Origin of the sequence: Desulfosarcina sp., from assembly GCF_041551955.1 — a bacterium.
Taxonomy (GTDB): domain Bacteria; phylum Desulfobacterota; class Desulfobacteria; order Desulfobacterales; family Desulfosarcinaceae; genus Desulfosarcina.
Genome location: NZ_JBFELV010000516.1, coordinates 1 through 3322 on the forward strand (window position 1 = coordinate 1; position 3322 = coordinate 3322).

Annotated in this window: 4 protein-coding genes; all 4 read right to left on the reverse strand. The window is 52.0% G+C overall.

Annotated elements, in window-relative coordinates; genetic code table 11:
- The coding region (locus ABYV26_RS23390; RefSeq protein ID WP_372683765.1) for a ParB/RepB/Spo0J family partition protein at window positions 1–829 on the reverse strand (829 nt) is incomplete at its 3' end.
- Window positions 822–1580, reverse strand: a complete 759-nt coding sequence (locus ABYV26_RS23395) for a ParA family protein (protein WP_372683766.1) — start codon at window positions 1578–1580, stop codon at window positions 822–824. The genes ABYV26_RS23390 and ABYV26_RS23395, both read right to left, overlap by 8 nt.
- Before the next feature lie 68 nt (window positions 1581–1648).
- Window positions 1649–2980 carry a type IV secretory system conjugative DNA transfer family protein gene (locus ABYV26_RS23400; RefSeq protein ID WP_372683767.1) on the reverse strand — a complete coding sequence of 444 codons (1332 nt, stop codon included), beginning with the start codon at window positions 2978–2980 and terminating at the stop codon, window positions 1649–1651.
- Window positions 2980–3322, reverse strand: a 343-nt coding sequence (locus ABYV26_RS23405; RefSeq protein ID WP_372683768.1) for a hypothetical protein, incomplete at its 5' end; no start/stop codon positions are given. The genes ABYV26_RS23400 and ABYV26_RS23405, both read right to left, overlap by 1 nt.

Consider the following 3322-nt stretch of genomic DNA (forward strand, 5'->3'; position numbering starts at 1 on the left):
ACCGTCCCTGCTTTGATGTCCACGTCCACTGGCTGAAAGTCTCATTTTTAGCTGGTTGTGTACCCGGTTTATTCCGGTTTGTATTAAAAGAGTTCGAATCGATATTTTTATCCGAATGTTGGACCCCAACCGGTTTGGTCTGATTGCGGATTTCCCGAATGGTCTTATTCCCATCGGATGCCATCTTCAGAATTTCAATCTGCTTTTCAGGCTCCGTTTCCCGGGAGGCTTGGATCTGAACCTCTTTGGAAAGTTCAGACGTCTGAACCTTTTTTTTGGCCTCATCGGAGAGCCGCTCCAGGCCCAGGACCTGACTTACATAGCTTTTTGATTTATTGATCAGTTTTGCTATTTCGTGTTGGGTGAACCCGTAGGTCTGAACCAATCGCCGAATGGCTGCGGCCTCTTCCAGGGGCGGGATATCTTCGCGTTGGATGTTGGCAATAAACTGCATGAGAAAGCGGGTCTTGTCATCAGGTTGTTTGATGATACAGGGAAGCGTGTCGAGACCGGCGATCTTGGCGGCCCGATAGCGCCGCTCTCCACTGATGATCAGGAAACAATCTTCATTTTCAGAATATTGGACCGTTATCGGATCGATGATCCCGCCGATCTGTCGGATGGACCGGGCAAGGGACTCAAGGGTTTCCTGAACAAAGGTTTTTCTGGGTTGATTCGGGTCCGGCTGGATACGCTGGATCTCAATCAACCTGGCCGCCCGGATCGGGCGGGTATCTACCCGGTCGCCCCTCTTCACAGCTGTTTCCAAGGTCGGAGGGATCAGGAAGCTGGATCGATCCCGGGCATTTTGGGAAAAGTCTTTAGCCATGCATGACCTTCCTGCCAAGCTGGCGAAACGCCTCGGCATGCTCGCTTTTGGGAGAAAGCATGGTAACGGGTTTTCCCAAGGTGACGGCCTCCGCGTACACAACGGCGTCTTTGAGCACCTGATCAAACACCCGCTTGCCCAGGTGGTTTTGGATCATGGCCTTGAAATCCTGTTCGATACGTCGGCGGCCATCATATCTGTTGATCAGGTAACCCAAAATCTCCAGCCGGGGATTGGCCCGCTTTTTCACCTTGTGGATCAAGGCGTGGACATACCCCGTGCCTTTGACACTGTAATCCTGGGCTTCCAAAGGGATGATCAGACCGTCAACGGCCGTTAATACCGACCAGGTGGCCATCCCTAAATTGGGAGGAGAATCAATAATGACCACATCGTATTGACCATTGATTTCATCAAGCTTGTCGGCCAGATAATAGTGAGCGTCCCGCTCTGATTGAAGCTCGCTTTCCAGTTTGGCCAGACTCAAATTGGAAGGAACGATTTTGATGTTGGCATATTGGGTCCGATGAACGGCCGCTTCGATGGATACCCCATCATCCCGGATCACATCCGTGACCACCAACGGCAGGTTGTGGATATCCGGCAAGAAGGAGGAACTTAAGGATCCTTGTTGATCCATGTCCACCAGGAGCACTTTCAGATCCATCTCGGCCAGGGCTCCGGCCAGACATAGGGTGATGGTGGTTTTGCCCACACCGCCCTTATTGTTGCAGATACCGATCTTTTTCATGGAAGATTCCTTTTTATAGCGTTTCCCAGGCCATTTTCAAAAAAAAGATTATCGAAGGGGTGCCCTGTTTAAACCGCCTTGGAGATAATGTCGGGGTACTCCACCTTTAACCTGGACGGTTTGACCAGTTCGGTTTTTCCCTTGTAGCGACCATTGATTCCAAAAAGATAGAAGATGCGTTTTCTCAAATTGAGTACATCTTCCGGACGCACCGCGGCTTCCTCGGCACAGCGCATAGTGATGCCGCCGCCCAGTTGAAGAAAGGGGTCGTATTTCTTGCGGGTGCCCGACGATTCACTCACATATCTGGCTGTCTGGGGATCGTTGACCCGCATAAAGATCTTGGTGTTCAGGTTGTCCAGAATCTTGCGGGCCATCTGCTCACCGATGGCTGCAGTGATATCGGCCAGCGATTGGGTAAAAACATTTACCATTGCGCCGGCGCCGCCGGCCTTGTTGAACAGGTCTTCGATGCCGATGTAGCAGGCATTGGAAAACTCATCGATGTAGATGGCCAACGGGGGGTCGATCTTTTGACCCGAAGCAAAGCGCCGGCCGATGAAGCTTTGAATCATGGAGATCAGGATCCGGGCCATCATGTCGCTGACCTTGCCAGACAGCATACTGCCGGTTTGAACCACCAGGATGACCCGTTGGCCGTTTTCCAGGCGCTTGACGAAGCGATTGGATCTGGCCCGACCGATAATCCGGCCCATATTGCCGATGGACAGAGCGGTAAGGACCGTGCGCAAAGACGATGTCACTTTGCCGAAAAATTCTTCCCGGGCCTGCAGTATCTTATTGGCAATATGGACGATCTCCCTGGCGCCGGGATCTTCGATTTTTGATAGGGTAGCCGTCAAATCCTCGATCTCCTGGGCACCGCAGCGCCTGCCGATCTCCGCGAAATTGATGGACAGATCGGGTGTCGCTTTCTCTTTCAGGGCCAGCAGGCCCAGGACGATCACGAGGGTGGTTTCATAAGCCACATTGTGAAAATAGGCGTCCTTGGCCTGAACTCCGGAGACCACATGATTGACGATCTCTTCCGGGCTGAAATAGTAGGCCAATGGGTTGATAGTGGCAGAAAAGTCAGGGTAAATGGGATTGATCAGGCATAACTCATTGGCTCTTTTGTTATCGTAAGCGGTCTGTACGATTTTGGAGAACAGCTCCAGGTCGCCTTTGGGGTCGACCACCACCACGCTATAGCCCTTGGCGATGTCCTGGGTCACCATGTGTTCAATCAGTTTGGATTTGCCGATGCGGGTGGTACCGAAGCACCCGATGTGTCCGATCCGGTCCGTGTCGGGGACCTCGATCCTGCGGATGGGCCCCTTGAGGTCGCTAAGGAGAACGCCCCGTCCGATTGTGGTGGCAGGCTTGCGTAACCAGAACATTATTCCATCCAAAAGCGTTCAGCATGTTTGCGCTGGTAGCCGCGATAGAGGGAAACCAGCCAAATGGTGAAAAAAGGTGTCGTCACCGCAATGGTGAAAATGGCCAGAATCCGAAAAGCGGTGATCAGAAGGTGCTCTTTCATATTGACGATGGTCATGAAAACGCCGCTGCCAAAACCATAATGAATTTTAGCCAAGGCGCTTCCTATCCCATAGGCAATGACAGCGTTGTAATGATACAGGGCGATCAGCAATGCGAAAATAATGATCGCTTTGATGATCAGGCTGAACATGCGCCCCACCAACAGTGCATCGACGGCACGTTTGGTTATTTTGCCGATC

Coding starts and splice junctions, on each gene's coding strand:
- ABYV26_RS23395 (WP_372683766.1), bottom strand. CDS start 1,580: ATGAAAAAGATCGGTATCTGCAACAATAAGGGCGGTGTGGGCAAAACC.
- ABYV26_RS23400 (WP_372683767.1), bottom strand. CDS start 2,980: ATGTTCTGGTTACGCAAGCCTGCCACCACAATCGGACGGGGCGTTCTC.